Annotated in this window: 2 protein-coding genes and 1 pseudogene; 1 reads left to right on the top strand and 2 read right to left on the bottom strand. The window is 67.5% G+C overall.

The genetic code is table 11. The features are described from left to right. Window positions 1-45 precede the first annotated feature (45 nt). Window positions 46-1,578, top strand: coding sequence for a cysteine--tRNA ligase (gene cysS / locus MJ783_RS22980; RefSeq protein WP_239313919.1), 1,533 nt, complete (start codon window positions 46-48; stop codon window positions 1,576-1,578). A gap of 75 nt (window positions 1,579-1,653) precedes the next feature. On the opposite strand, the gene MJ783_RS22975 is transcribed toward cysS, so the two are convergent. Together MJ783_RS22975 and MJ783_RS22970 are read right to left on the bottom strand one after the other, a co-directional pair. After that, window positions 1,654-2,814, bottom strand: a complete 1,161-nt coding sequence (locus tag MJ783_RS22975) for an FHA domain-containing protein (protein ID WP_370651793.1) — start codon at window positions 2,812-2,814, stop codon at window positions 1,654-1,656. Between the two features lie 163 nt (window positions 2,815-2,977). Then, window positions 2,978-3,175 (bottom strand): annotated as a pseudogene (locus MJ783_RS22970) (hypothetical protein); the annotation flags it as partial.

The raw sequence follows: 3,175 nt of genomic DNA, 5'->3' as shown, positions 1-3,175 counted from the left end.
GGGGCTGTGGACGTACGAGCGGGAGCCGCGCCGTACGCTTGACGGATGGGACTCCACATCTACGACACGCGCACCCGGCGCATACGGCCGTTTGAGCCGTTGCACCCCGGTCATGTGGGCGTGTATGTCTGTGGGCCCACCGTCCAGTCCGCGCCGCATGTCGGGCATGTACGTACCGCGGTCGCCTTCGATGTACTGCGCCGCTGGCTCACCGCGTCCGGGCTTGAAGTGACCTTTGTCCAGAACATCACTGATATCGACGACAAGATCATTATTAACGCGGACCGGGCCGGCGAGAGCGTGTGGGAGCTCGCCACCCGCCAGACGCGGGCCTTCGATGACGCATACCGTGTTCTCGGTGTGCTGCCGGCCACGATTCAGCCACGGGCGACCGGCCATATCCCGGAGATGCTGGCGCTCATCGCCAGACTGTTGGATGTCGGCTGCGCTTACGTAAGCGCCGGGTCGGTCTGGTTCCGGGTCGCTCGCTTCGCCGGTTATGGACAGTTGTCGAATCAGCGCCCGGACGCCATGCAGGCGTCATCGGAGAGCGAATCAGGGAAGGCCGACCCTCGTGATTTCGCGCTCTGGAAGGGCGCGAAGCCGGGTGAGCCGTTCTGGGAGTCACCCTGGGGGCGAGGCCGTCCAGGGTGGCATATCGAGTGCTCAGCCATGGCGGGCAAGTATCTCGGCGAGATTTTCGACATCCACGGTGGCGGTCTTGACCTTGTCTTTCCGCACCACGAGAATGAGCGCGCCCAGTCGGTCTGCGCCATGGGCGCGGGCCGGCAGCCTGCCGTGGCCGGCACAGCTGAGATGGCCCGTTACTGGATGCATGTCGGCCTGCTGACGACCCGTGGTACCAAGATGTCGAAGTCACTGGGCAACTCGTTCCTGGTCGCCGATGCGCTTGACCAGGTCAGACCGCAGGTGCTGCGTTACCATCTGCTCGGCGCGCACTATCGCTCATCGCTGGAATACGGCCAGGAAGGGCTGGCCGAATCGGCCGCGGCCCATGACCGCGTCGAGACCTTTGTGCGCAACGCCTTGGACATCCTGGGTGGGCCCGACGAGGCTGCGGCACTTGCGGCTGAATGCGCCGTCGGGGCACAGCGCGTGCTTGATGGTCATGCCGGGCCGCTGGCGGCCGACACCGCGGCCGGGGGCGCTCCGGTGGACGCGGCCATGGTTGGGAACCCGGCGCAGGCCTGGCGTGCCTTCGCGGTTGCGCTCGACGACGACCTCGCGGTCTCCCGGGCGCTGGCGGTCCTGTTCGGCGCTGTCGGACGCGGGAACCAGGTGCTGTCCAAGACGCGCAGCCGGGAGCTTGCCAGCTGGGTCGACGTCGTGCGCCGGATGCTCGCGGTCCTTGGGCTTGATCCGATCGCGCAGTGGCCCACGGCCGGTTCCGAACTGAGGCCCGCGCTCGACGGGGTCATGGAGATTGTCCTCGATCTGCGGTCGGCCGCGCGTGCCCGGCGGGACTACGCCGAGGCAGATGGGATCCGAGCCCGGCTCGCGGCTGGGGGCATAGTGGTTGAGGACACTCCGGAGGGGCAGCGCTGGCATCTGGCGTGAGCCAGCGCTCCCGCCGACGGCACGGAAGAAGCACGATGATTGCGCGCCGTCGGCTGGGGCAGAGCCCGGAAGCGGCTATCGAGCGAGCATGCGGATCGTGATCCGCGTCCAAGCGCCGAGGTAGACTCGGTCGCCGTTGCGCAGCGGTACTGGCTGGCCCGGTGGGATCGGATTCGGTTCGTCGTTGATCCGGGTACCGTTCGTTGAGCCAGGGTCGAGTACAGCGTACCCACCGTCCGCCATCAGCTCGAGCATGGCGTGCGCGCGGGAGATACCCGGATCCTCCGGTGTGCCGGACAGGTCGATCTCCGGATGGATGCCGCGGGACTCGCTGCGTCGCCCGATCAGCAGCCGGGGGCCGCTGAGGGTGAAGACCCGCCGTGGGTAGACCGTGGGGAACGGGACACGGTGGTCATCGCCACTGTCGTAGTACTCGCGCTCGGCTTCGACAAGCACGTCCCAGCCGGTCTGCACCGCTCCCCGGTCCGGTGTGCCGGGGCGTTCTCGCAGGACCAGATCGAATCCGCACACCTCGCAGAACCGCGTACCCGGCTCGTGCGGATTGTGACAGTTCGGGCAGGCGGCGTCGTAGCCGTCGCCGGCCTCTCGGGACGGTCGTGCGGGCACATGCTGGTTGGGACGTGGGCGGTGGTAGTCGGGCGGTGCTGTTACCGGGCCGCGTGGAACGGCGCTCGCACGGTCCAGGCCGAACGGATCATCCCCGCCGCCGGGAGCGGGGTGGCTGGGTGCGTACGGGTCGGCGCGGTTCCTGTCATAGCCCCATGGCTCGCCTCTGCGCGGTTCGTCACGCGGGTCGCGGCGCGGTTCGTCACGCGGGTCACGGTAGGGACCTGTCTGGTAGCCGCTCGCGTCATAGCCACCGGGGGAGTAGCCGCCCGGCGGGTAGGCATCCCGACCGTAGCCGTCCGGCGTATACCCGTCCCGTGGGTAGTTTTCCGCGGCGGGGGCGTACCCGTCGGAGGAATAGCCGTTGGGGTCGTACCGGTCGGCTGGGTAGCCCTCCTGCGGGTAGCCATCGGGCGGGTACCCGTTCGATGGGTAGCCGTCCTGAGCGTATGACTCGGCATCTGACGGCGCGCCATGGTCTGGAAACGGCCGGGACGTACCAACCCGCTTGGTATCCGGTGGGCGGCGGATACCAAGCGGATCGGCCGGGTCAACCCTGGCTCGCCCCGTCCCGGACGGGTCCACCGGCCGCCGACCGTATGAGTCCACGGCGGACTGTTCCGGCTGCCGCGGTCGCTGGCGACCCGACCCGGTTTCGTCTTCCGATGGGAGGACGTAGGGCTCCTGGCCGGCTACAATCCGCATACCGCATTGATCGCAGTAGTCGGGAGCTAGCGACAGGTGCCCGTCTGGGCAGCGTGCACTCACCTGATCACCTGTTTACCCTGACGCTCCTGGTCAGCTGCGGGTCAAGGACCATTTCGTCGACCCCAATGGCGTCGACGTTCCGTTTCAGTCGAACCGTACCTGTGCTCGGGCCCTTGATGCTGACCATGTTCCGAAGTAGACGGTATGTGGCCTCGTTGTCGGACTGATGGGCAAGCTGTGCGTTTTGGCCACGTTTGATGGT

Origin of the sequence: Protofrankia sp. Cj3, from assembly GCF_917627355.1 — a bacterium.
In the GTDB taxonomy this organism is placed as follows: Bacteria; Actinomycetota; Actinomycetes; order Frankiales; family Frankiaceae; genus Protofrankia.
Note: the sequence above shows the minus strand (reverse complement) of the source record. Positions and strands in the feature narration are given on the sequence as shown.